Annotated in this window: 21 protein-coding genes and 3 tRNA genes; 9 read left to right on the plus strand and 15 right to left on the minus strand. The window is 71.8% G+C overall.

Going from position 1 to position 21,428, the window contains the following annotated elements:
* Positions 1–156 precede the first annotated feature (156 nt).
* Both BKA14_RS38915 and BKA14_RS38920 read right to left on the minus strand, forming a co-directional pair.
* Positions 157–609: a hypothetical protein gene (locus tag BKA14_RS38915; protein WP_184955719.1), complete on the minus strand. Its 453-nt coding sequence runs from the start codon at positions 607–609 to the stop codon at positions 157–159.
* A gap of 492 nt (positions 610–1,101) precedes the next feature.
* Entirely contained in the window at positions 1,102–1,704 is a 603-nt protein-coding gene (locus tag BKA14_RS38920) for a TetR/AcrR family transcriptional regulator (protein WP_184955720.1), read from the minus strand.
* Positions 1,705–1,769: 65 nt separating this feature from the next.
* Here BKA14_RS38920 and BKA14_RS38925 point away from each other — a divergent pair, with 65 nt between their 5' ends.
* Together BKA14_RS38925 and BKA14_RS38930 are read left to right on the plus strand one after the other, a co-directional pair.
* Positions 1,770–2,468 (plus strand): alpha/beta hydrolase, encoded by a 699-nt coding sequence (locus BKA14_RS38925; protein WP_184955721.1) that lies wholly within the window; start codon positions 1,770–1,772, stop codon positions 2,466–2,468.
* Entirely contained in the window at positions 2,465–2,821 is a 357-nt protein-coding gene (locus tag BKA14_RS38930) for a nuclear transport factor 2 family protein (RefSeq protein WP_184955722.1), read from the plus strand. Before BKA14_RS38925 ends, BKA14_RS38930 begins: the two co-directional genes overlap by 4 nt.
* A gap of 11 nt (positions 2,822–2,832) precedes the next feature.
* Here BKA14_RS38930 and BKA14_RS38935 read toward each other — a convergent pair whose 3' ends face one another.
* Positions 2,833–3,393 carry a hypothetical protein gene (locus BKA14_RS38935; RefSeq protein WP_184955723.1) on the minus strand — a complete coding sequence of 187 codons (561 nt, stop codon included), beginning with the start codon at positions 3,391–3,393 and terminating at the stop codon, positions 2,833–2,835.
* Between the two features lie 255 nt (positions 3,394–3,648).
* Between BKA14_RS38935 and BKA14_RS38940 the strand changes: the two genes are divergently transcribed.
* Positions 3,649–3,828 carry a hypothetical protein gene (locus BKA14_RS38940; RefSeq protein WP_184955724.1) on the plus strand — a complete coding sequence of 60 codons (180 nt, stop codon included), beginning with the start codon at positions 3,649–3,651 and terminating at the stop codon, positions 3,826–3,828.
* Positions 3,829–4,042: 214 nt separating this feature from the next.
* Here BKA14_RS38940 and BKA14_RS38945 read toward each other — a convergent pair.
* The 3 genes from BKA14_RS38945 to BKA14_RS38955 all read right to left on the minus strand — a co-directional run bounded on the left by BKA14_RS38945 (position 4,043) and on the right by BKA14_RS38955 (position 4,317).
* A tRNA-Val gene (locus BKA14_RS38945) sits at positions 4,043–4,117 on the minus strand.
* Between the two features lie 22 nt (positions 4,118–4,139).
* A tRNA-Cys gene (locus BKA14_RS38950) sits at positions 4,140–4,210 on the minus strand.
* Between the two features lie 34 nt (positions 4,211–4,244).
* Positions 4,245–4,317: transfer RNA gene (locus BKA14_RS38955), tRNA-Gly, on the minus strand.
* 187 nt (positions 4,318–4,504) lie between these two features.
* Here BKA14_RS38955 and BKA14_RS38960 point away from each other — a divergent pair.
* Positions 4,505–5,686, plus strand: coding sequence for a GNAT family N-acetyltransferase (locus tag BKA14_RS38960; RefSeq protein ID WP_184955725.1), 1,182 nt, complete (start codon positions 4,505–4,507; stop codon positions 5,684–5,686).
* Positions 5,687–5,736: 50 nt separating this feature from the next.
* Positions 5,737–6,021, plus strand: coding sequence for a hypothetical protein (locus tag BKA14_RS38965; RefSeq protein ID WP_184955726.1), 285 nt, complete (start codon positions 5,737–5,739; stop codon positions 6,019–6,021).
* A 35-nt stretch (positions 6,022–6,056) separates the two neighbouring features.
* Here BKA14_RS38965 and BKA14_RS38970 read toward each other — a convergent pair whose 3' ends face one another.
* Positions 6,057–7,925 carry a CocE/NonD family hydrolase gene (locus tag BKA14_RS38970; RefSeq protein ID WP_221477420.1) on the minus strand — a complete coding sequence of 623 codons (1,869 nt, stop codon included), beginning with the start codon at positions 7,923–7,925 and terminating at the stop codon, positions 6,057–6,059.
* 508 nt (positions 7,926–8,433) lie between these two features.
* On the opposite strand from BKA14_RS38970, the gene BKA14_RS38975 reads away from it, so the two are divergent.
* Complete coding sequence (locus BKA14_RS38975; RefSeq protein WP_184955727.1) at positions 8,434–9,000, plus strand: TetR/AcrR family transcriptional regulator; 567 nt, start codon at positions 8,434–8,436, stop codon at positions 8,998–9,000.
* Positions 9,001–9,051: 51 nt separating this feature from the next.
* On the opposite strand, the gene BKA14_RS38980 is transcribed toward BKA14_RS38975, so the two are convergent.
* Positions 9,052–10,758 carry an ABC transporter ATP-binding protein gene (locus BKA14_RS38980; RefSeq protein ID WP_184955728.1) on the minus strand — a complete coding sequence of 569 codons (1,707 nt, stop codon included), beginning with the start codon at positions 10,756–10,758 and terminating at the stop codon, positions 9,052–9,054.
* On the minus strand, positions 10,755–12,353 hold the full coding sequence (locus BKA14_RS38985) for an ABC transporter transmembrane domain-containing protein (RefSeq protein WP_239092700.1): 1,599 nt from the start codon (positions 12,351–12,353) through the stop codon (positions 10,755–10,757). Before BKA14_RS38985 ends, BKA14_RS38980 begins: the two co-directional genes overlap by 4 nt.
* 152 nt (positions 12,354–12,505) lie before the next feature.
* Here BKA14_RS38985 and BKA14_RS38990 point away from each other — a divergent pair, with 152 nt between their 5' ends.
* Together BKA14_RS38990 and BKA14_RS38995 are read left to right on the plus strand one after the other, a co-directional pair.
* Positions 12,506–14,050: a hypothetical protein gene (locus tag BKA14_RS38990; protein WP_184955730.1), complete on the plus strand. Its 1,545-nt coding sequence runs from the start codon at positions 12,506–12,508 to the stop codon at positions 14,048–14,050.
* A complete protein-coding gene (locus tag BKA14_RS38995; RefSeq protein WP_184955731.1) occupies positions 14,047–15,255 on the plus strand; it encodes a CHAT domain-containing protein in 1,209 nt (402 codons plus the stop codon). The genes BKA14_RS38990 and BKA14_RS38995 overlap by 4 nt, the downstream gene beginning before the upstream one ends.
* Positions 15,256–15,329: 74 nt before the next feature.
* Here BKA14_RS38995 and BKA14_RS39000 read toward each other — a convergent pair whose 3' ends face one another.
* On the minus strand, positions 15,330–16,517 hold the full coding sequence (locus BKA14_RS39000; RefSeq protein ID WP_184955732.1) for a hypothetical protein: 1,188 nt from the start codon (positions 16,515–16,517) through the stop codon (positions 15,330–15,332).
* The gene (locus BKA14_RS39005) at positions 16,504–17,037 is read right to left on the minus strand and encodes a SigE family RNA polymerase sigma factor (RefSeq protein WP_184955733.1); all 534 of its coding nucleotides are present in this window, start codon (positions 17,035–17,037) and stop codon (positions 16,504–16,506) included. The genes BKA14_RS39000 and BKA14_RS39005 overlap by 14 nt, the downstream gene beginning before the upstream one ends.
* Before the next feature lie 130 nt (positions 17,038–17,167).
* Here BKA14_RS39005 and BKA14_RS39010 point away from each other — a divergent pair, with 130 nt between their 5' ends.
* Positions 17,168–18,163 carry an MsnO8 family LLM class oxidoreductase gene (locus tag BKA14_RS39010; protein ID WP_239092689.1) on the plus strand — a complete coding sequence of 332 codons (996 nt, stop codon included), beginning with the start codon at positions 17,168–17,170 and terminating at the stop codon, positions 18,161–18,163.
* A gap of 140 nt (positions 18,164–18,303) precedes the next feature.
* On the opposite strand, the gene BKA14_RS39015 is transcribed toward BKA14_RS39010, so the two are convergent.
* The 4 genes from BKA14_RS39015 to BKA14_RS39030 are packed head-to-tail and all read right to left on the minus strand — an operon-like array spanning position 18,304 to position 21,408.
* On the minus strand, positions 18,304–18,708 hold the full coding sequence (locus BKA14_RS39015; protein WP_184955734.1) for a DUF3224 domain-containing protein: 405 nt from the start codon (positions 18,706–18,708) through the stop codon (positions 18,304–18,306).
* A 36-nt stretch (positions 18,709–18,744) separates the two neighbouring features.
* Positions 18,745–19,188, minus strand: a complete 444-nt coding sequence (locus BKA14_RS39020) for a lamin tail domain-containing protein (RefSeq protein ID WP_184955735.1) — start codon at positions 19,186–19,188, stop codon at positions 18,745–18,747.
* 53 nt (positions 19,189–19,241) lie between these two features.
* Positions 19,242–20,873 (minus strand): ThiF family adenylyltransferase, encoded by a 1,632-nt coding sequence (locus BKA14_RS39025; RefSeq protein ID WP_184955736.1) that lies wholly within the window; start codon positions 20,871–20,873, stop codon positions 19,242–19,244.
* 7 nt (positions 20,874–20,880) lie between these two features.
* Entirely contained in the window at positions 20,881–21,408 is a 528-nt protein-coding gene (locus BKA14_RS39030) for a hypothetical protein (RefSeq protein WP_184955737.1), read from the minus strand.
* Positions 21,409–21,428 lie beyond the last annotated feature (20 nt).

The following is a 21,428-nucleotide window of genomic DNA, read 5'->3' on the forward strand; positions in this document are numbered from 1 at the left end:
GGAAACCTTGCCGGGCGGTCTGACGGTGGCGCAATGCAACACGGAGGATCAGTAGCTATGCGATAGATTTTTCCTTCGCCGGGACCATCTGCGTTTTATGCCGTCGTGGACGGCTCCGACGCCGGCGGTTCGGTCTGGACACCGCGCGCGTGGAGGTCAGCTCCGGTCGCCGCGGTCCCGGTCGTTGCGGTCCCCGCGGTCCCGGTCGTTGTTGTCGCGGTCGCCGCGGTCCCGGTCGTTGTTGTCCCGGTCGTTGCGGTCCCAGCCACCGTGGCGGCGGTCCCGGTCCTGCATCCAGTCGTTGCGGTGCGAACCCGGACGGTAGAACCGGAACTGGCCCGGGCGGCCCTGCCGGAACTGCCCGGCCCAGACGGGCCGGAACTGTGCCGGGAAGCCCCGGATGACCTGGAACGGCCGGCCGAAGCCGAACGAGTTCCAGTTGTCGTAGTCGACGACCTCGAGGGCCCAGGCACCACGGCGGGGCCCGACGCGCACGAAGGTGCAGTCGAAGTCGTCCCAGACGCCGCGGCGCTCGCCGTAGAAGCCGGCCAGCTGGCAGGCGCGCGGCGACCGGTAGAAGCCGACGATCTGGCTTTCCCCCCGCCACACGTTGCGACTAGCCGTGGTCTTGCTTTCCGGCGCCGCCGGCGCAGCCGGGGCAGCCTGAGCCGGGCCCATGCCAACGGTCAGAGCGGTGAGAACGCCGAACCCTCCAAGGGTCAGGGCACGCGTGAGCTTGTTCATTAGATTCCTCTCATACCCGTTCAAATCGCTTCTTGTCCTAAGAAACGGTTGGCCGCGGATCCTGGAAGTGGATCTAGCGGCCATCGCGAGGCGCAGAACGGACGGTTGAGGCGGCCGGTCAGTGGACCCCTTTAGGGCAAGCCGCCGACGCCGGCGTTTCGGGCGCCGACCGGCGGTGTGTTCGCGCTGCGGAGGGGTAGTCGGGCAGCCATGCGTATCGGAAACACGGAAGTCCGGTTCCTCGGTGGGCCCGCTGGTTGCCTCGGGATGATCGCAGTGTCGATCTTGTTGTCGGTCGGGTTGACCGTGCTGCTCAACCTTCTCCTTCGGTGAGCCACCGAAGCGAACTCTCCTGACCTACGGCGCGATGCGCCGTTTCACGACGGCCCTGGTGCCGGCCTCGCCGGTGTCCGGCAACAGGGCAAGCGCGGCGAGGAAGTCGTCGAAGGCACGATCGGCTCGCGGCGTGTCCCCCGTGGCCTCGATGTCCATGATCAGGCCGCGGATGACCGCCAGCACGAGGGTGGCGAGCTCGGGGCGGCCGGCGGTCCGCATGCCGTCCTCGAGGGGTTGAAGCCAGTCAGTGGTGGCCTCGCGCCGGAAGGTCGGCCACAACTGCTGCTCGGTGTCCTCGCGGAGCTTGCCGAACATGCGGAGATAGGGGCGACCCTCCGGGCCGGTCATGGCCTGCCACGCGTGCCGCAGCGTCACCAGGTAAGGCTCGTCCCGCCGTGCGGACAGCAGCTTGCCGTAGAACTCACGCTGACGCTGCCGCGCCCGGCGCAGGGTCTCGTACAGCAGCGCGTCCCGCGTCCCGAAGTGGTAGATCAGCATGCGGGTCGACGATCCGGACGCCTTCACGAACGGTTCGAGGCGGTCGGGCAGTCCATGGATGAGCGCGTGATCGACACAGGCATCGAGGATGCGGTCGCGGATCTCGGGTTGCTTGTGACGGCCCACCCCGACACTTTTTCACGTAACTGCCGGTACGTCTAACGTTGGTTTCGGCCGAGAAGGAGGCTGAGATGCGAGTGGTATTCGTGCACGGTGCGTGCGTCCGGGACGGCGACTGGTGGTGGCACCTGACTTCCGAAGCGCTGCGGGAGCGCGGCATCACCAGCGTCGCGCCGGCGTTACCGAGCTGCGGTGAGGTTGACCGGCCCGCCGGAGCGAACGGTCCCGGCCTGACGGAGGACGTCGCGGCGGTGCGGGCGGCACTGGCCGGGAGCGACGAACCGACCCTGGTCGTCGGACACAGTTACGGCGGGATTGTCGCATCCGAGGCAGCGGTGGGTGTCCCATCGGTACGGCACATGGTTTACGTGTCGAGCTATCTGCCCGAGCCGGGAGAGTCGCTGTCGACCTTCGGCGCTCCGGAACCGCCGCCGTTCCTCGACTTCGACCCCGAGCGGGGCACGTTCGGTGCGGTGCCGCAGCTGTTCGCCGAGACGTTCGTACAGGACTGCTCGCAGGAGATCGCACGCGAAGGTGCGGCCCGCCTCGTCCGGCAGACGATCGCCGTCCTTCAGCAGCCGGTGCGGCAGGTGGCGTGGCCCGACCTGCCGACCACGTACGTGGTGTGCACCGACGATCGTGGCACTCCGGCGGCGGCGCAGCGCCGATTCTCCCGCCGCGCCGGCCAGGTCGTTGACGTTCCGACGGGCCACCACCCGTTCCTGTCGCAGCCGCAGACCATAGCCGACATCCTGACCGGCCTGTCATGACCACGGCGTCGGAACTGGTGCGGGACATGTATGCGGCCTACAACCGCCGCGACGCCGACGGTCTGCTCGCTTTGCTGACCGACGACGTCGACTGGCCGGACGGCAGTTCCCGACTGCGCGGCAAAGATGCACTCCGCAGCTACTGGCTCGAGCAGTGGACCCGGGTCCACACCCACGACGACCCTGGCGAGCCGGTCGATCTGGGCGCCGGGCGCATCGCGGTCCATGTCAACCAGACCGTCCGTACGCCCGACGGGTCGCCCGTGTCGACGGCCCGCTTCGTCCATCTCTTTCAGCTCAGGGACGGGCTGACCGCCCGCATGGACATCGAACCGGACACGACGCCGCCATAAGCGCCGGAGCGTCAGTCGGCGGTCACGGTGGCCGGCACGTACGGGCGGGCGTCGTGCAGTGAACCGGTGGTCGAGCGGAACAGTGCCGGGAAGTCGGCGGTGGAGGTGCCGACCTCGACGTGACCGAGGGTCGAGGCGATCTGCGCGTACGGCTGCGGGGTCGCCGACGACTGGAAGCCGATGGTGACGATCTCGGTCTGGCCGGCGGGGATGCTGAACGCGAGCCCGCAGTTGACGATCGTGCGGTTGTCCTCGGTCCAGCCGAAGACGCACCCGTCGGCACCGTCGAAGCTGTCGAAGTCGAAGGTGTTCGCGATCGGCTCGGTGATGGAGATGCCGTTGCTCCACGGCGCATCCGAGTTGTTCTTGATCGCGATGTCGATGCTGCCGGTGTGGTCGCCCTGCGCCCGCGGGTTGAAGATCAGCGGCCCGACAGTGAGGGTCGGCTGGGCGGCTTCGGCCGGCGCGGCCTGGGCGGCTTCGGCCGGCGCGGCCTGGGCGGCGAGGGCGCCACCGAACAGGGCGGCGGTGACGGCAAGCGCGACGGCGCCCGCACGCAGAGGGGTACGCAAGAGTTCTCTCCTCGTGTCGACTCCCGTTCGGCCGAGGCAAAGGGACCCCGGCCGATCGACTCAGCGGACAGGCTAGCAGCGATCAGCGTCAATATCGCGGTGGCCCCGCTCGCGGTGCCCGTGGACAACTTCGGACTACCCGCATCGTCCGGAACCGCGCGGTCGACGTCACGGAGCCTTGGTACAGCTGGCTGTACCAGGGGTTGGGCAGCTCACGGGATCGTCGCAGGACGGCCGGATCCATAGATTCAAGGCATGACGAACAACGATTTCCGCCCCGCCCTCTGGATCGCCCTCGTAGTCCTCGCCGTCGCCAACGGCGCCACCTCCGCGGCCGGTTTGACCGTCGTCAGTGTGGCCCTCGGCGTCCTGACCCTCGGCGTCGCCGTCGCCCTGGTCGTGCAATACCGCCGGCACCGCCGCACCACCGCCTGACGACCACCGCGCCAGATCATGACAACCACCTGACGCAGCACGCGCGATAAATCCCCGGACCAGCCGCCACCCGGCGAACGGGGATTTTCGCATTCGGCAAGGCACGAACGTCGTGGACGACTCCGCCCGGAAACGACGAAGGGCCAGCCCCTGAGGGACTGACCCAGACCGACCGTGACCCGAACGAACCAGATGGTTCGCGCACAGCCATCCGTGGTGGGCGATACTGGGATCGAACCAGTGACCTCTTCCGTGTCAAGGAAGCGCGCTCCCGCTGCGCCAATCGCCCTCGGGAAAACAGCATACTGCCGAGGTGGAGACGGGATTTGAACCCGTGTAGACGGCTTTGCAGGCCGTTGCCTCGCCTCTCGGCCACTCCACCGAGCCGGCCCAGCACGACTGTGAAGGCCTCTCCGAGCGGACGACGGGATTCGAACCCGCGACCCTCACCTTGGCAAGGTGATGCGCTACCAGCTGCGCTACGTCCGCATGTCGTTCGTGCCTGCCCTGTCGGGCTTGCCCGGCGACGGAAGAAACATTAGCGGGTCACCTGGGGCCTTGCCAAACCGGGGTACCCCGGCGCGTCGCGGGGCGGGGTTCACCAGGGGGTTCCGAGTTGTCCACAGGCCGGAAACCCGGCAGGCGGCCGAGGGTCTTCCCGGTGTTGGATGAGCCCATGGAGTTCCGACAGATCAGCGCGGCGGAGCGCACGGCGAGCATGTTCCCCCTCCAGTCGTACGCGTTCTTGGCCTCGCCCTGGCCGGAGGGCGACGAGGCGGCCTACGCGAGCCGCATGAAGTTCTTCGAGACGGCTGTCAACATGGTCGCCGAGGAGGACGGGAAGGCGCTGGCCTGCGCGGCCTCGTTGCGGATGCGGCAGAACGTGCGGGGCAAGGTGCAGCCCATGGCGGGCATCGCCTCGGTCGCGTCGCATCCGTCGGCGCGGCGGCGGGGGCTGGTGCGCGGGGTGCTGGAGCGGCTGCTGCGCCAGGTGCGCGACGAGGGACACACCGTGAGCGCGCTTTATCCGTTCCGGCCGAGCTTCTACGCCCGGTTCGGCTACGTGGGCACGCCTCGGCACCGCATTGCGACGTTTGCCCCCGAAGGTCTTTCTCACCTGACGCGGGCCGAGCTGCCGGGTGAGGTCGAGCGGCTGCCCATGCGCGAGGGGTTCGACGAGTGGCGTGCGCTGCATCACCGGCTGCTTCCCGAGCGGCACGGGTTCGCGATCTACGACGACGTCCGCGCGGCCGAGTTCCGGGAGGACAAGCGGTGGGTCGCCATCGCACGGGCCGGCGGTGAGGTGGTCGGGGCGGTGGATTACCGGGTCAAGGCGTACGGGGCCGATCTTTACGGTTCTGACCTGCTGACCACCGGGCCGCTGGGGAGGGCGCTGCTGCTGCAGTTCTTCGGGCGGCACGTCGATCAGATCGCGCGGGTGCACGTGCGGGTGGGCAGCGACGAGGTGCCCGAGCTGTGGGGCACGGATTTCGCGGTCACCACCGAGGGGCGGGTCGACTTCCCGACTCACGGCGGGGCGATGGTGCGGGTGCTCGACATGCCGGCGCTCACCGGCAGCGAGGCCGGGGACGGCGACGTGACGATCGAGATCACCGACGACGCGCTGGTGGGCGGGTCCTGGCGCCTGGTCGGCGAGGGTGGGCGGCTCACGGTGACCAAGGGGACGGCGGAACCGGCGGCGACGCTCTCGGTGGGCGGGTTCAGCGGCCTGCTGTACGGGGTGCTCGACCCCATCGAGGTGATCACGCGAGGGCTGGGGCGGGTCGACGAGGCGGCCGTCGCGCCGCTGAGCAGCTTGTTTCCGCGCCGGATGCCGTACATCTTCTCGGACTTCTGACGGGACGCCGGGGTCAGCGTGACAGCGGGGAGGAGGGCGATAATCACGGCATGAGAAAGGACTCGATCCTGTCGTACAAGTCCGAGGGCTCCGTGCTGAGCATCTATTCCAAGGGGTCGGTGCTGTCGATCGGCTCCACCGGGTCGGCGCTGTCCATCGGGTCGATCGGTTCTTTCGGGTCGGTCGGGTCGATCGCCTCGTGGCTGTCGATCGGCTCGATCCTGTCGGGGCTGTCCATCGGTTCGCTCATGGCCTGGCAGGCGCGGCGCGCGGTCATGGCCACTGGGGCGCACGGCGGGCAGGTCCGGAGCGGACATCGGCACAACCACGGCTGAGACCGCCCGCTGGGGGCGGCCTCAGCGGTGAGTGGTCAGCGGGTGGGGACGTCGAGGTAGGAGCCGCCCGTGACGGTGATCCGGCGGCCGGGGTCGTTGGCGTCGTAATAGAGCGGGTCCACCGTGTCGACGACCAGGGTCAGGGAGTGGCCGGCCGGCACGTCGTAGGCGGCCGCCGAGAGAGCCAGGTCGACCTCGGTGGTGCCCGACCATGTGACGGGCGCGTGGGTGATCAGGCGGGCCGTGCCCAGGTTGTCGAGGTCGTACAGGTAAGCGACGGCGGAACCCTGCGACTGGGCCACGCTGAGGTGCAGGCGCGGGATGCCCCGGATCTTGAGGACGGAGCCGGGGCGGGCGGCGGCCCAGACACCGGCGCGGCCCCGGTCGACAGTGGGCAGCCAGATCGACGGGCGCTGGTTGGTGAAGGCCGAGACGCCGTTGGTCAGCAGCACGACCCCGCCGTTGGCGATCGTGTCCTGGTCGGTGGGGAGCGTCTTCGACCAGCCGGTGGTGGGGGCGCCGCCGAGCAGGCCGGTGCCGTCGAGGGTGCGGATCCGGCCCAGACCGTAGCGGGTGGTCGAAGTGCTCAGGCTCGACCAGTCGGCGTACGTCTCGGTGGCCGCGTTGTCGGGCCGCACGAGCACCGGCGGCCGGGCGTCGGGCGTGCCGCCGGCCAAATGCTGATCGAACCACGCCCGTACGTTCGCCCAGACGTCGTTCTCGAAGCCGAACACGCCGCCCAGCTCGGCGATCGCGTGGTCGCCGGGACGCAGCTCGAGCCGTTTGGGGCCGGTCAGCTGCCGATGGAAGTCGACCAGCTGATTGGGCGGGAAGAACGAGTCGCCCCACGCGTTGGCGATCAGCACGGCGGGGGCGTTCGCGTTGATCCGGTCGAGGTACGTCGCCGGGGAACGCACCCGGGCCCACGCCATCACCTCGGGGACGTCACGGTCGGCCTTGAAGTCCGCCAGTTTGCCGCTGAGGTCGGGGCCGGCGTTGCCGAGCAGCGCGGCCGCCAGTTCCAGCAGCCCGGCCGACTGGCGGTGCCGGGTGGAGTCGCTGTAGAGCGAATACACCAGGTCGGTCCAGCCGCTCATCATGGCGACCACGCGGATGCGCTTGTCGAACGCGGCGCCGAGCAGGGAGATACCGGCCCCGTACGAGATCCCGGCCGCGCCGACCCGGGCGGGATCGGCTGTCGTGTTGCCCAGCGTCCAGTCGATCACCTTGGACAGGTCGGCCATGTCCTTCGGGCCCGCGGTGTCGATCTCCCCGCCGGACGCCCACCAGCCGCGCGGCGTGTACGAGACCACCACGTAGCCGCCCTCGGCCAGCTTCTTGGCCTGCGCCAGGTATTCGAGGTCGTTGAGGCCCCAGCTCGCCGGCAGGATCACCGCGGGATGGCGGCCCGCGGCGGCGGGGGCGATCACGTTGGCTTTGAGCGTGACGCCGGCGCCCGGAATGTCCACGAACTTGTAGCCGGTGGTGGCGACGGCGGGTGCGGCGGCCGCGAGTGCGGCGGATGCCGCGGGCGGGGCAGCGGCGAGGGCTGCGGGAGCGGTGACGGGTGCGGTGGCGAGGGCTGCGGGAGCGGTGACGGGTGCGGTGGTGAGGGCTGCGGGAGCGGTGACGGGTGCGGTGGTGAGGGCTGCGGGTGGGGCGGCGGCTGCGGCGACGGCTGCGGGTGGGGCGGTGGGTGCGGTGGCGAGGGCTGCGGGTGGGGCGGCAGCCGCGGCGAGGGCGGCCGATGGGGCGGCGGCACGGAGGGGCGCGGCCGCGGCGAGGGCGGCCGATGGGGCGGCGGCAGGGATGGGCGCGGCCGCGGCGGGGGCGGGAAGTGCGCCGGAGAGGGCGAGACCGGCGGACAAGGCGACGCTGAGCAGGATTTTGCGATGGGGCTCCATGCGCTCTCCTCATGCAGAGCAAGGTCGGCGAGCCCCGGAGTACGGGCGCGGTGGCACGTCCGTACGGGAAGGGGTGTTCGCCTGCGGGAGGGGCTGGAGCGCTCCAGTTTCGGCAGCGTAGGAGCCGGTTCCGAGAAATTGAACTTCATGACATTATCGTTACTTGCCAGTAACGTAGGTCACTTCGGTAAGCCGCAGGCGGGGAGGGGCCGAGAGGCGCGGGTGCAGGGAAGGCGGACGCGGACGGGCGGGCGCGGGACGGGCGGGCAGGAGCCAGCGGGACGGGCAGGCGCAGTACCAGCGGGGAGCCGGACGAGCGGGCGCGGCACGAGCGGGCGTGATACGAGCGGTACACCTGACGGGCAGGCGCGGCGCGGACTGGCAGGCGTAAGGCGATCGGGCGCGGAGCGGGCAAGCGCGGGGCGGGCGCAAGACGGGCTGGCGTAAGACGAGCGGGGCGCGGGACGAGCAGGCGCGGGAAGCGACGAACACGGGGCAGGAGAACCGGATGCTGTACGGAGTTCAGACGCCGCGGCGCCGGGATGCTCAGCGGAACCGGGAGGCCATCGTGCGCGCCGCCTGTGACCTGATGACCAGCGAACGCGCCGTGGTGGGCATGCCTGAGATCGCGCGGCGGGCCGGGGTCGGGCAGGCGACGTTGTACCGGCACTTTCCCGACCGGTACGCGCTCACGGCCGCCGTCATCGGGTTGCAGGTGGAGCGGCTCGAGGCCTGTGTGGCCGCGACCCGTCAGCAGCCGGCCGCCTTCCGGGCCATGCTCGACGCCGTGTTGCGGGCTCAGGTCAGCATGCGTCCGCTCGTGCGGCTGGCCCGCCGGCTGGAACCCGCTGTGCAGGGGCGTTACCTGCGCCGCATCGTCGCGCTGCTGGCTGAGCCGTTGCGTCGGGCCCAGGAGCACGGGCATGTGCGCAGCGATCTCGAACCGGGTGACCTGGTGCTGATCTTCACCATGGTCGAGGGGGTGCTGGCGGGCACCCTGGACGGCGAGGCCGAAGCCCGCGCCGCCGCTGATCGCACCATCGACCTCGCGCTGGACGGCGTGTTCAAGGCCTGAGTCCTGTCCTGCCGATCATGCCGCAGCCCCGCGTGATCGGCAGGACAGGCCTCAGCTGTGCCAGGAGCGCCACAGGGCCGCGTACGGGCCGTCCGCCGCGACCAGGGCGTCGTGCGTGCCGACCTCGATGATCCGGCCGTCCTCCATCACGACCACCCGGTCGGCGTCGTGGGCCGTCTGCAGGCGGTGGGCGATGGCGATCACCGTACGTTCGTGCAGCACCGCGGCCAGGGCGCGTTCGGCCGTGCGGGCGGCGGTCGGGTCGAGCAGCGCGGTGGCCTCGTCGAGGATGACCGTGTGGGGGTCGGCCAGCACCACCCGGGCCAGGGCGAGCTGCTGGGCCTGGGCCCCGTCGGGCGGGTGTTCACCCAGGTCGCGGTCGAGGTCGTCGGCCCAGTCGGCCCCGACCGTCTTGAGGGCTCGCCGCAGCTCGTCGTCGGGGGCCGCGATCATCAGGTTGTCCCGCAGGGATTCGCGGAAGACGTGGTGTTCCTGCGTGACGAGCACGACCTGGCGGCGCAGTTCGTCGGGTGGCAGGTCGGCCACCGGCACCCCGCCCACGGCCACCGAACCGGACGCGGGCCGGTCCACCCCGGCGATCAGGCGGCCCAGCGTCGACTTGCCCGCGCCGGAGAGGCCGACGATCGCGAGGCGTTCCCCGGGCCGTACGGTCAAGGTCACGTCGTGCAGGACGTCGCGGCCCTCGTCGTACGCGTAACGCACCTGGGAGATCTCGATGCGGTCCCCCTCGGGCAGCACCGTCGACGCCGGGGGGCCGGCGGGCACGGCGGAGAGCCCTTCGATACGGGCGAACGACGCGCTGCTGCTCTGCAACGACTCGATCCATATCAAGATCATGTCGAGGGGGCCGACGAGCTGGCGCAGGTAGAGCACCGCCGCGCCGACCGTGCCCAGCGACACGTGGCCGTCGAAGTAGAGGAACCCGCCCAGCAGCAGCACGAGCACGCTCGGGACCGCGTACGAGATCTCCACCGACGGGAAGAAGACGCTGCGCAGGCGCAGGGTGGCCAGCCGGGTGCGCCGGGTCTCGTCGATCGCCCGGCGGCCCGCGTCCAGGCGCCGCTCGGCCAGTCCGAACGCCTCCACCGTACGGGCTCCGGAGGTGGTCGCGGCCAGCTCGTCGGCCAGCGCGGAGTTGGCTTCACCCTCCGTGAGGTAGGCGGGGCGGGCGACGCGCAGATACCACCGGGTGGCGAACCAGATGCCGGACAGGCCGAGGATGCCGACCACGCCGAGCAGCGGATTGAGCAGCAGGACGGCGACGACGATGAAGACGATCTGGACGACGCCGATGAGAATGTTGGGCAGGATGTCGCGCAGCGTGTTGGCGACCGCATCGACGTCGGTGGTGCCGCGCGCCGCGAGGTCGCCGGCGGGGACGCGTTCGATCACCGCGGCGGGCAGGCCGAGCGAGCGGCGCAGAAAGCCCTCGCGGATGCGGGCGGCGGTGCGTTCGCCGAAGCGGTAGGCGATGCCGAGCGACTGCCGGGCCAGCAGCGTCTGGGCGATTGCGCAGGCCAGCACGCCCAGGGCGAGCCGGTCGACGGTCTCGACGCCGCCACCGCCGGCGACCGTGTCGATGATGCGGCCCAGCAACCACGGACCGCCCAGTCCGGCCAGCGCGGCCAGCACGTTGAGAACGGTCACGGCGGTGATCGAGCGACGGTCGGCCGCGATCAGACCCAGCGTGGCCCGGGCGACCTGACGCTGATCGGCGACGGGCAGCGAGGCGCTCACAGGTCGTCCTCCTGGGAGAAGACGCGGGTGACCAGGGCGTGATAACCGGGGCTGGAGGCGAGCAGCTCGCGGTGTGTGCCGGTGGCGGCGACCCGGCCGTCGACCAGGTAGTGCACGACGTCGGCCCGGTCGAGCAGCACCGGCGAGGTGGTGGCGACGACGGTGCCCCGGCCCCGGCGCGCTTCGGTGAGTCGCTCGGCGATGGCGGCCTCGGTGTGCGCGTCGACGGCCGAGGTCGGCTCGGCGGCCAGCAGCATCTCGGGGTCGGCGTGCACGGCCCGGGCCAGCCGCACCCGCTGCCGCTGGCCGCCCGAGATGTTGCGGCCGGACCACTCGATCGGCCGGCCCAGGTCGGACGCCACGTCGTGGGCCACGGCCGTCCTGATCGCGGCCCGCACCCGTTCGTCGTCGGGGTCGTCGCGCCCGGCCACCACCTCGCGCAACGGACCGGCGAACAGGTCGGCGCCGGGCTCGGCGACCAGGACGCGGCCGCGGATCTCGGGCTGGGCAATCTCCGCCAGCGGCCGGTCGCCCCAGGTCGCGGTGGTCGGCCCGTACGCACCGAGCCGGTCGATCACCTCGGCCGCGTCGGCCGGGCGCGCGCCGGCCAGCGCGGTCAAGCGGCCCGGCTCGGCCACCACCCCCGACTCCGGGTCGCGCAGCGGGGCCGGGCCGGCCGGGCCGGGCGCGCCGGTGCGGTCGTCCTCGGGCAGGCGCAGGAAGTCGACCACGCGGCGGGCCGCGACCAGGCCGCGGGTGACGTCGAACGAGCAGAAGATCAGCACGTTGACCGGGATGACCAGCATCGCCGTGTAGCCGTAGACGCCGACCAGTTCGCCCACGGTCAGCGCGCCGGACGCCGCGAGCCGGGCCGCCAGCCAGACCACCACGGCCAGGAACACGACCGGGAGCCCGTCACCCAGTGCGCCGATCCAGCTGAACGGCCCACCGACGCGATACCCCTGGTCCCGTAGCCGGGCGGACTGTTGGTCGTACCGGGAGAGATGGGTCTGTTTGCCGCCGAGGCCGTTGAGGATGCGCAGGCCACCGAGCACGTCGACCAGCCGGGTGTTGAGCTCGCCCTGCTGCTCGCGATAGCTCAGCCCGGCCCGCTGACCGCGCTGCAGCAGGGGGCCGACGAAGACCGCGAGCACCGGCACGCCGATCAGCACGACGACGGCGAGCGTGGGTGACGTACGGAAAAGGATCGTCGCCACGACCGAGATGGCCAGGGTGGCCGCGACGCCGACACCGCCGACGTTCATGGCCCGGCCGATCGTCCACACGTCGGAGATGCCGATCGTGACGACCTCACCCGCGGTGATGCGCCGGGGCAGCGCCGAGCCGAGCCGGGTCGCGTGGGTCATCACCAGATCGGCCGTCTGCAGCGCGGCCGCCATGCGCAGCTTCGTCATGCTGCGATGCCGCATGATCCCGAGACCAGCGCTGGCCGCGCCGACCACCAGGACGGTCGCGGCCCAGCCGATCAGCGCGCCGCGGTCCCGGCCGGCCAGGCCGTGATCGATGGCCTGGGAGAGCAGCCAGGGCGTGGTGGCCAGGCTGAGGAACCAGAGCGAGCCGAAGAGGGCGCCCATCCCCACCCGGCGTTTGTTCGTGCGTCCCAACCACCAGAGAAAGCGCGCCGGTCCCCGTAAGTCCACGTCGTCATGCTGCCTCATGAGGGTCGATGAACGCCGCCCGGTTTCCCACCCGCGGCGTACCCCGGGCTGTCCGTCAGGGATGAGACGTGGGCGCTATCGGTCAGTTCTACTCGCTGCGCGGTTCGGTCCGGCTGGCGCGGTTCCGGCTGCTGCACCACCGGCCCAGCCTGGACCGGGCGATCAGTCACCTGGAACGGGGAGCCGCGCGGCTGCGGCCCGGTCATCCCGACCGGCCGCTGGTGCTGGCCGCGCTGAGCAACGGTTTGCTCTGGCGGTACGAGCAGACCTCGGCCGCCGCCGATCTGGACGGGGCGGCCGAGCGGCTGCAGGAGGCGATCGCCGCGCCGGGGCTGCCGATCGGGGAGCGGGCCGGCTTCCGCGGTGATCTCGCGGCCGTCCTGCGGTCCCGCTTCCTCCGGTACGGCGATCCGGCCGACCTGGACGAGGCGATCGAGGCCGCTTCCGACGCCGTACGCCACTCCGGCAACCCCGCGTCCGCCGTCACGAATCGGGCTTTGGCGCTGCTCGCCCGGTACGAGCTGAGCGCCGACACCGCCGACCTGCTGGCCGCGCTGCGGGACGCCCGCGAACCGGCCCGTGGGCCCCTGCACCGCGGGCTGCGGCTGGGCGCGCTGATCAGCGCGCTCGGCGCCCGCTACCAGTACACCGACGACCCGGACGACCTGAGCGGCGCGATCGCGGCCGGTCGGGAGGCGCTGGCCACACTGTCCCGGTTCGACCCGTACCGCGCGCTCTACGCGAACGAGCTCAGCCTCCTGCTGCGCGTCACCGGCCGGCCGGAGCTGCTCACCGAGGCGGTCGAGGTGGCCGAGGACGCGCTGCGCGACGACCCACCGGACAATGTCGACCACCCCGGCCGGCTCAGCACGCTCTCGATGGCGCTGTTCATGCGGCACCTGGCCGGCGGGGAGCCCGACGACCTGCGGCGGGCTCGGGAGCTGGCCGAGCAGGCCGCGGCGGCCGGTGCGCTCGGCCGGCCGATGCTGCTGCAGCGGGTGAGCCTGATCGAGCGGCGCTGGTTCGACGTGACCGGCGACGAGGCGGCCCTCGACCGGGGGGAACAGGCGGTCCGGGAGGCGCTGGGCCTGATCGGGCCGGGGGATCCGCTGGCCGACGCGCTGAGGTGTGAACTGGCGGAACTGCTGCGCCGCCGGCCGGGCGACCCGCAACGCCGCGCCGAAGCCCGGCAGCTGCTGATCACCGCGGTCCGGGGGCGGGCGCCGACCCTGTCGATCTACAGCGCCCTGCGCGCCGCGGTCGCGCTCGGTGAACTGGCCGCCGAGGACGGCCGGGCCGCCGACGCGCTGCTCGGCTACCGCCGAGCGGTCGAGCTGCTGCCCACGGCGGCCTGGCCGGGACTGCGGCGGACGGTGCGCGAGGCCCGGCTGGCCGAGGCGCCCCGGGCGACCGACGCGGCCGCGACGGCGGTGCAGGCCGCACAGCCCGGCCTGGCCGTGGAACTGCTGGAGGCGGGCCGGGCGGTCCTCTGGTCGCAGCAGCTGAGCCGGCGCTCCGACCTGAGCCGGTTGCGGGTGGCCGCGCCCGCGACGGCCGAGCGCCTCAACGAGATACGCGGCTGGTTCGAGCGACCCACGGCGGAGGGCGAATGAGGACCGGGAAAACCGACGTCGATCGCCGGATGTCGCTGGCCCGCGAATGGGACCAGCTCGTCACCGAGGTGCGCGACCGGCCCGGCTTCGCGGACTTCCTGCGGCCGCCGCGGCTGACGACGCTGCTGCCGGCGGCCGCGGGCGGCCCGGTGATCATCCTGAACGTGAGCACCTGGCGCTGCGACGCGCTCGTCATCCGTACGGGTGGGGTCGAGGTCGTCGCCTTGCCGCGGCTCACCGCCGAGCGGGTCGCCGAGCAGGTGCAGGCGTACCTGACCGCGGTCGGCGTCCGGCAGCGGGCGACCGAGCGCGGCGCCGGGCGGCGGGACCTGGCGGCGACAGCGGGCGTGGAGGAAGCCCTGGACGACTGTCTGCGGTGGATGTGGGACGCGTTCGCCCACGAGATCCTGGACCGGCTGGGCCACACCGGGCCGCCCGCGCCGGGACAACCGTGGCCACGCGTCTGGTGGTGCCCGACCGGGTTGCTGACGCTGCTGCCGATCCACGCCGCGGGCGATCACCGCACCCCGGGCGCCGCCGTGCTCGACCGGGTGGTGTCGTCGTACACGCCGACCCTGCGGGCCCTGCTCGAGGCGCGGCCGCACACCTCGGGCCCGGGCCGGATGCTCTTCGTCGGCATGCCGGAGACACCGGGCCAGGCCCAGCTGCCCAACGTACGGGTGGAGGAAGGTCTGATCGGACGTCACTTCACCGGGGCCGCCACCCGCCTGGTCGGACCGTCCGCCACCCGTGACGCCGTGCTGCGCGCCCTGCCCACGTACGACTGGGTCCACTTCGCCTGCCACGGCGAGCAGAACCTGGCCGACCCGTCCCGCGGAGGCCTGGTGCTGCAGGACGGCTCGCTCACCGTGACCGACCTGGCCTCCGGGCAGTACCGCGGCGAGTTCGCGTACCTGTCCGGCTGCAAGACGGCGGTGGGCGGACGGGACCTTCCGGACGAGGCGATCACGCTGGCCGCCGCGTTGCACTACACGGGATACCGGCACGTCATCGCCACTTTGTGGTCGGTCTGGGACGAGCAGGCGGCGCAGGTGGCCGCAGACGTGTACGCGGCCCTGGTGACCGGCGGCGTCCCCGACGCCCGCCCGGCGGCGCACGCCCTGCACCGGGCGGTCCGGCGGCTCCGAACCGCCCAGCCGGACCGGCCCAGTGTCTGGACACCGTTCGCCCACACCGGCCCGTGACGCCTGATCCCCGCTGGCCGCGGGCAAGACAACGGCATCGCCCGAGGGCGGTGCCGTCGTCTTTTTCTTCGGTCTTACTGCTTGAGGGCCTTCGCGGCCGGCTGCCAGGTGGAGCGGTCGGCGACGTCGGCCACCCGGATGGACTGGGCGATCTTCTTCAGCTCCGACTCCGGCAGGTCGGCCCCGGTGCCCTGGTTGCTGACCTGCACCTGAACCTTGCCGTCGGCGCTCCACACGTTGCAGAAACCGTTGGGGTAGCAGGCCGTCTTCCCGGCCTTCGCCTTCTGGTTCGAGTTGGTGCTGGGCGTGACGTAGATGTTGAAGCTGCCGGGGATGCCGGCCTCGGTGCCCTGGTCGTACGGCGCCGACAGGCCCGTCGCGGCCGGGGCCGGCTTCGCGTACGTGGCGCCGCCGTAGTCGCCGCCGCGGGCGTTGGCGATGCCGTCGAGCCCGGCCATGGCACCCGTGCCGGTCTGCACCGGCTTGAAGCCCGCGGGCACGTAGCCGACGGTGAACGGCAGCGTGGCCGGCTTGGCCGGGCCCGGCTTGAGCCCCTCGACCAGCGCGCCCAGATCGGCGAAGGACGGCGACGTCTCGCGGCTGGAGACCGAGGTCACCGACGCCCACGCGTTGGCCGTGTACTCCCAGGCCAGCAGCTTGTTGCCGGGCACGACGGCGTTCGTGGGGTCGAGGCCGGCGGTCAGCGTCGCCTGCACGGCCTGCTGCCCGTTCACGGTGGTGCTCTTGCCGTTCTTGATGCCGGCCGGGTCGAAGGCGCCCGGGCGGTACACGGTCAGGTACGCGTAGATCGACGGCTTCGCGTTCTTCTTCCGCTCCAGCAGCTGCTCCTGCGTGAGCTCCTCGTCGCCACCGGTGGACGGCTTGTCGTTCGAGTCCGCGCCGGTCATGTAGACCGAGGCGATCTGATACGCGGTCGACGCCACGATCGGGTCCTGCACCTGGAACTGGCCCGCGTCGAAGCCCTGGAAGGTGAAGGTGAACGGCGCCGCGTCGGGCCACGTCGCGGCCTTGGCCGGTGCCGCCGGCGCGTCGGCGTCGGGGGTGGTCTGTTCGGTGCCGGCCGACGGCAGTGCGAACGCGCCCGCCACCACGGCGGCCACCAGCCCGGCCGCGCCCGCCGTGGCGAACCCGGCCCGGCGGCGCTGCTGCTGACGGCGCCCGGCCCGGATGATGTCGTCCGCGTTGCGCGACAGCGGCGGCTCGTCGGCCGTCACCGTGTCCACGAACTCATGCAACTGCATTGGTCCACTCCTCTATCGCTTCCCCGGTGAGGTTGATTCGTTCGGCCGCGAGCAGTTCGCGCAGCTTGGCCAGGCCCCGCGAACTTTGGCTCTTGGCCGTTCCGACGTTGCAGTCGAGCACCCCGGCCGTTTCCTCGAGGCTCAGGCCGAGGTAGTGCCGCAGGAACACCGCGGCCCGCTGCCGGGGCGGCACCGTGCCGAGCGCGTCCCGCAGCCGCAGTCGTACGTCGGAGGCGCCGGCCGGATCGCCGTGCGCCATCTCGGGCAGGGCGTCCCCGGCGGACCGTTCCCGACGCCACGGCTTGCGTGTCTCGTCGATCGCGGCGCGGTACACCATCGTCTTGGCGTACAGGTCGGGCCGCTCCAGCTTGCGCCAGCGCGGGTAGAGCTTCGCCAGCACGTTGGCCACGGCGTCCTCCGCCGCGTGCCAATCGCCGCAGGTCATGTACGCCAGCTTCCGCAGTTGGGGCAGCTGGAACGTCACAAACTCGCGGAACGCTTGCTCGTCTTCGGCTTTCAACTCGACTGCCTCCTTCATGGCGGAGGTAGAACGGTGCCGCCGGTCCCAGGAGTTGCACGGAGGTCAAAAGTAGTTCCGCGGTCACCCGGCGCAATCCGGGAACAAGCGCGGGAAAGGCGGCGCTGCACCTGTGGTGATCAACTCCGGGATCCGTCTCTCGCTGCTGGACCGGTCGCGCACCCGGGCCGGTGAGGCCGCATCGACGGCGCTCGCCGGCACCGTGGCGCGGGCCACACAGGCGGAGCGGCTGGGCTACGGGCGGTTCTGGGTGGCCGAGCATCACAGCGTCCCCGGCATCGCCGGTTCGGCCCCCGCCGTGCTGCTGGCCGCCGTGGCCGGAGCGACGACGACCATCCGGATCGGCTCGGCGGGCGTGATGCTGCCCCACCACCAGCCCCTGGTGGTGGCCGAGCAGTTCGCCACTTTGTCAGCGTTCGCGCCGGGCCGGGTGGATCTCGGGCTCGGACGCTCCCCGGGTTTCACCGCTCCCGTACGCCGGGCCCTGCGCGAGACCGAACGTGACTTCGCCGCCGACCTCGTCGAACTGCGCGGGTTCCTCACCGGGACGCAGGAGATCAGCCTGCACCCGCAACCGGCGGGGCCGGTGCCGATGTACGTGCTGGCCACGGGACGCGGGTTGCCGGTCGCGGCCGACCTGGGGCTGCCGGTGATCGTGGGCGGGCCCCTGCTCGGCGCGGGCGGCGACCCGGCACCCGGGCTGGAGGCGCTGGCCGGCTATCGGCGTGCCTTCCGGCCGTCGCCGCAGCAGCCGCACCCGTGGGTCGCGATCAGCCTTGACGTGCTGGTCGCGGACACCGCCGCCGAGGCCGCGGACCTGCTGCTGCCCGAGGCGTGGGCGATGGCCCGGAGCCGTACGACGGGGGAGTTCCCACCGCTGGAGCCGGTGGCCGCGGTCAAGGCCGCCGCCCGGACCTCGCGCGAGCAGCAACACCTGGACCGGACCGCCGCGGCGGCCGTCGCCGGCACCCCGGCCGAGGTGGAACGGCGCCTGGCCGAACTGCTGGACCGCACCGGGGCGGCGGAACTGGTCGCCTCGAGCAGCACCTACGACCGGGCCGCCCTGACCGCCTCGGACACGATGCTGGCGGCACTCTTCAGAAGTTGACGGTGGCGCTTCCCGGGGTCTCGCCGCCTGCCTGGCGGGCCCGCCGCTTCGCCGCCGCCGGCCCTCGACGCCCTGCGCGCCTCACCCGCGACAACCGCCCTGCCCCCCCCACCGGCCGGCGTCACGCCCGGGCTGATCGGTCAGGGCACCTCGTAGTCGAGCCGGAGGTGGTGGGTGCCGTCCGGGTCGACCGTCAGGGCGCCTGTGCCGTGGATTCCGGTCAGCTCGGCGGTGCCGCTGCCGGGCACGATCGTCAGGAACTCGGCCTGGCGGTCGTGCCCGGTCGTGGCCGCGGAATGCACGAAGTTGAAAGTGCCCGAGCGACCGGCCACCCTGCCCTCGAACGATTCCATGGCCACGTACGTCCCGGTGCCGCTGACCGGGTCGAAGGCCGCGGTGAACAGGGTCTCGGAGCGGCCGTCGAGCTCGCCCGTGAAGGTTTTGCGCATGGTGGCCACGCCGACCGGCAGGGCGGTTTTGATGTCCCCGGCCGGCACCGCGGCCGGGGTGAACTCGGCTACCTCAAACGTTCCGGTTGCTTGCATGACGAGCACCGTACGGCCAGAGACTGACATCCACTGTCAGCATTTGGTCGTGCTGACCTTCTTCCAGGTGCAGGTGTCCATCGTCGCGCCGGAGGGGCTGCGCAGGGTGGCCGTGTCGCCGGTGTTGTTCCAGATGTAGTTGCCCGAGTTCCAATAGAAGTGGCCGGCCGGCGAACCTTGCGTGCCCTTGCCGGTGTGCACGACGAACGTGCCCTTGGCCGGCAAGGTGATGTTGCCGAAAGTGATTACCTTGCCGGCGGCGTCCCTGACCGACCAGTTCTTCAGGCCCACCGGCTTGGCCAGCTGATTGGTGAGCCGGAAGTATTCCTGATTGAGGCTCGCATTGGTCCGGTTGTCGGTGCCGGGCGAGTCCACGTAGACGTACGTGAAAAGGACCGGCTTGGTGGCGGCCGAAGCGGGCGCGGCGCCGAATCCGAACACGGCGGCCGCCACGGCCAGGGGCGCAAGAAGCTTTCGCATGACGACCTTTCTAACGACTCGCGCCCCCGGAAGCCTTCGGGTGATCGGACGGCCTAAGCCACCGTGCGGACGACCGCGGAAAGGTCGGGAGCAGGAGTGAAAACCGCCTCGGCTCGGTTCTCGCCGCAGACCTCGCATTCGGGATTGCCGTCGGCCGGCATCCACAGGCTCTGATAGGCCTCCTGATTGGGCACGCCGTCGAACACCTTGGGGAAGAAGTCGAACTCGCGGGTGTTGCTGAGCAGGATCACGTTGCGGCGGGCGAGCAGGGCCGGCCACAGGAAGGCCCGGGCCGGGGTGTCCTCGTCCAGGTGGAGCAGGGCCAGCGCGACCTTGGCGGCGGCCGTGGTGACGTGGGCGATGTCGGGGCCCAGGGCGATCTCGCCGGCCAGCCGCCCGGTGCCGTAGTCGGTGGCGGGCCGGACCGCGTCGCCGCTGTGGCGCAGCCCGGTGGCGCACCGGTAGCACGAGGTGAGGCCGGGCACGGCGTAGACCAGTTCGCCCGCCTGCGCCCCCGCGTACAGGCCGATGTACAGCGACGGACGGTCGGCGGCGCAGGCGAAGTAGTTCAGGGCGGCCTGGGCCGACGGGTCGTCAGTGCAGCCGATGATCAGGTCGTGCGAGCGCACCAGCTCGTCCAGGCCCTCGCCCACCGCCGCGACCGTCGTGGTCAGCGTGGCCACCTCGGCCTCGGGCTGCACCGACCGCAGGTGGCCGGCCAGCGCCTCGGTCTTGGGGCGGCCCACGTCGGCCAGGTGGTAGACCGAGCGGGACAGGTTCTCGGGGCTGACCTCGTCGGGGTCCAGCAGGGTCAGCTTCTCCACGCCGGAGCGCACCAGCTGGTCGGCCAGCACACTGCCCACGCTGCCCGCCCCGGCCAGCAGCACCCGGCGCCCGGCCAGGGCCGCGCTGACCATGCCGCGGGTGCGCGCGGCCAGCCCGGCCCGCACCGAGACCGCCCGGGGCAGGGCCGCTGCCAGGTCCTGACCGGGTCGCCACTCGATCCGCACGGACTCGGTGGGCCGGCCGGGCCGGGTCCGCAGCACGGCCGGGGGCAGCAGTGGATAGGACGGGCCGGCCAGGATGGTCAGCTCCTCGCCGCCGGGCAGCGTGATCGTGGCCGTGAGCAGCAGCGTTCCGCCGACCGTGCCGGGGGCGGGCGGCCGGGTGACCTCACCGCCCAGCGCGTCGGCCGCCGCCCGCACGTGTTCGTCCAGCGGCACGACGGAGCTCGGTTCGAGCAGGACCCGTACGGTGCCGTCGGCCGCCGGAACCGCGCGGTAGACCGACATCTTGCCCCCGGCCAGCGGGATCTCGTGCGGCCGCTGGGGGTCGGCGGGCCGGTGGGTCACGATCGGGGCCAGGAAGGTGCCGCGGGCCGGGTTGAGGCGCAGGCTGTCCGCGTACGCCCGGTGGTCCTGGCCGGACGGGTGGTCCATCGACGCCGGGTGGCTGTGCAGGATCCCCTTGAACTCCAGGTCCTCCTCCCGTTCGACCTCGCGGACCCACTGCTCGAGCCGGTCCGACGAGTTGTACGAGACGTCGCTGGTGCGCCCGTCGGGGTCGGCCAGGAAACGGGTGACCAGCGCCAGGCCGGCCGGGCCGAGCAGGGCGCCGCCCCGCTCGGCCGGGTGCGCCGCTACCTCGCGTTCGACATCTGCGACGGTGCTGTCGAGAAAGTGCATCGTGACCTCACTGGTCGTAGGTGAAGGGGAACTCGCCGCCGCGGCGCACGACGCTGACACCGTTGCTCCACAGCACGGCCCGCGCGTACGAGCCGTCCAGCGTGGGCATGCCGACGGTCGGGCTCAGGCAGGCGGTGCCGTCGGCGTAGAGGTGGGCCTGGTGCTCGCCGAACAGGCCGTTGAGGTTGGGCGCGACCAGCATCGTGCGGTACTGGCCGTGCTGGGTGCTGTAGTACGTGAAGAAGGTGTACTGGTCGGCGAACTCGTTGGAGAACGAGTAGACCCAGCCCGTCGTCCGGCCCACGGTGTGCTGATAAGTGCCGTGCGGCAACTGGGTGCGGGCGATCCGGTAGTCGTCGGCCGGCGACGGGAAGACGGCGAACGTCTCCTTGCTCAGCCGGGCCGCCATGTCGTCGCGGCCGTCCCGGGTGATCTTGCCGTCCTGGGTCACCCGCAGGTCGCCGGGGTTGCTGTCGCCGCGCATCTGGGACTGCTGCACATCGGCGCGCAGCGCGTTCAAGTCGATCTGACTCATGGCTCTCTCCCCTCAGAGGT

Source organism: Paractinoplanes abujensis, from assembly GCF_014204895.1.
Lineage (GTDB): Bacteria > Actinomycetota > Actinomycetes > Mycobacteriales > Micromonosporaceae > Actinoplanes > Actinoplanes abujensis.

Excerpts from the sequence above, each read along its gene's own strand:
- BKA14_RS39015 (WP_184955734.1), bottom strand. The coding sequence starts at position 18,708 with ATGCAAGCAACCGGAACGTTTGAGGTAGCCGAGTTCACCCCGGCCGCG.
- BKA14_RS38925 (WP_184955721.1), top strand. The coding sequence starts at position 1,770 with ATGCGAGTGGTATTCGTGCACGGTGCGTGCGTCCGGGACGGCGACTGG.
- BKA14_RS38940 (WP_184955724.1), top strand. The coding sequence starts at position 3,649 with ATGACGAACAACGATTTCCGCCCCGCCCTCTGGATCGCCCTCGTAGTC.
- BKA14_RS38960 (WP_184955725.1), top strand. The coding sequence starts at position 4,505 with ATGGAGTTCCGACAGATCAGCGCGGCGGAGCGCACGGCGAGCATGTTC.
- BKA14_RS39030 (WP_184955737.1), bottom strand. The coding sequence starts at position 21,408 with ATGAGTCAGATCGACTTGAACGCGCTGCGCGCCGATGTGCAGCAGTCC.
- BKA14_RS38965 (WP_184955726.1), top strand. The coding sequence starts at position 5,737 with ATGAGAAAGGACTCGATCCTGTCGTACAAGTCCGAGGGCTCCGTGCTG.
- BKA14_RS39020 (WP_184955735.1), bottom strand. The coding sequence starts at position 19,188 with ATGCGAAAGCTTCTTGCGCCCCTGGCCGTGGCGGCCGCCGTGTTCGGA.
- BKA14_RS38930 (WP_184955722.1), top strand. The coding sequence starts at position 2,465 with ATGACCACGGCGTCGGAACTGGTGCGGGACATGTATGCGGCCTACAAC.
- BKA14_RS38970 (WP_221477420.1), bottom strand. The coding sequence starts at position 7,925 with ATGGAGCCCCATCGCAAAATCCTGCTCAGCGTCGCCTTGTCCGCCGGT.
- BKA14_RS39025 (WP_184955736.1), bottom strand. The coding sequence starts at position 20,873 with ATGCACTTTCTCGACAGCACCGTCGCAGATGTCGAACGCGAGGTAGCG.
- BKA14_RS38985 (WP_239092700.1), bottom strand. The coding sequence starts at position 12,353 with ATGGGCGCCCTCTTCGGCTCGCTCTGGTTCCTCAGCCTGGCCACCACG.
- BKA14_RS38975 (WP_184955727.1), top strand. The coding sequence starts at position 8,434 with ATGCTGTACGGAGTTCAGACGCCGCGGCGCCGGGATGCTCAGCGGAAC.
- BKA14_RS38995 (WP_184955731.1), top strand. The coding sequence starts at position 14,047 with ATGAGGACCGGGAAAACCGACGTCGATCGCCGGATGTCGCTGGCCCGC.
- BKA14_RS39000 (WP_184955732.1), bottom strand. The coding sequence starts at position 16,517 with ATGCAGTTGCATGAGTTCGTGGACACGGTGACGGCCGACGAGCCGCCG.